Origin of the sequence: Domibacillus sp. 8LH (genome assembly GCF_038806185.1) — a bacterium.
Taxonomy (GTDB): domain Bacteria; phylum Bacillota; class Bacilli; order Bacillales; family Domibacillaceae; genus Domibacillus; species Domibacillus indicus_A.
In genome coordinates this window covers 1-1,262 of sequence record NZ_JAVJNG010000066.1, presented here as the reverse complement: position 1 = coordinate 1,262, position 1,262 = coordinate 1, and the positions used below count along the sequence as shown (strand labels likewise).

Sequence of the window (1,262 nt, the reverse complement as noted above, 5' to 3'; positions counted from 1 at the left end):
TGGAGTTAGTATAGTTTCATGGACACAGTTTAATTAAGTCCTTACAATTATTTTGAGAGGATGTGTCCGAATTGGAACGTAAACCTGCAGGCAAAAAATATAACGATGACTTTAAGAAAACGATTGTGGACTTGTATCATTCTGGCAGCCCGGTTAAAGAATTAAGCAGCGAATATGGCGTCTCAGACGTAACGATTTATAAATGGGTGAAAGACTTTACCCCTATTAGTTCAGAGAAAGAGGCACTGACACCAAAAGAGTTGGCCGAAATTCAGAAAGAAAACCTTCGGTTAAAACAGGAAATAGAAATCCTAAAAAAGGCTATGGCCATATTCGCGAAAAAGTAACCGAAGCAGAGCTTAACGATTTTATCGAGGAACATAAAGATCAATATCCCGTCCAGAAAATGTGCGAAGTGCTGGCTGTGCCAAGAAGCAGCTACTATAATTCTCTTGAAAAAACGACGTCAAAACGTGAACTGGAAAACCAGGAACTCACGAAGGAAATCCAACGGATTCACCTGGAAAGTAAGGCGCGTTATGGTGCTCCGAAAATTCACAAAACCTTATTAAACAGCGGGTTTTGTTTAAGTCTAAAGCGTGTTCAGCGCTTAATGAAAAAGGCAGGCATCCATTCAATTACCAAGAAGAAGTACCGTCCCTCCTCCTCAAAAGAAAAGGTTGTGCAGCTGGATAACCTTTTAAAACGAGACTTCTCTACCTGCACAATCAATGAGAAGTGGGTGGCGGACATTACCTATATTCCTACGGTAAGAGATGGCTGGTGCTATCTGGCTTCTGTATTGGATCTGCACTCGAAAAAAATCGTTGGCTATTCTTTTTCTCGCTCTATGACTTCCGAATTGGTGATCGAAGCACTTCAAAACGCCTGTTTTTCTCAAAAGCCCCGAAAGGGCTTAATTCTTCATACCGACCTTGGCTCACAATATACCAGCAGTGAGTTTACTCAGCATGTCCAAAAACACGGAATCAGGCAGTCTTTCAGCCAGAAAGGCTGTCCTTATGACAATGCCTGTATTGAGTCATTTCACGCCATATTAAAGAAAGAAGAAGTCTATCATACCCAGTACACAGATTACCGGGCAGCGAAGCTGGCCATGTTTCAGTTTATAGAGGGCTGGTACAACAGAAACAGAATTCACAGCAGCATCGGCTATCAAACACCTCAAGCTATGGAGGATCTGATTAGAAGAACTGCTTAAGACTTAACTTTTTTGTGTCCAAATTATTGACTCAAATCCA

At 41.4% G+C, this 1,262-nt stretch carries 1 protein-coding gene; it reads left to right on the top strand.

Annotated elements, in window-relative coordinates; genetic code table 11:
* The first annotated feature begins 71 nt into the window (after window positions 1-71).
* A protein-coding gene (locus RG959_RS23770) for an IS3 family transposase (protein WP_342799269.1) occupies window positions 72-1,222 on the top strand; the annotation gives its coding sequence in 2 pieces (ribosomal slippage) (window positions 72-312 and window positions 312-1,222; 1,152 coding nt in all).
* The last annotated feature ends 40 nt before the right edge of the window (window positions 1,223-1,262 follow it).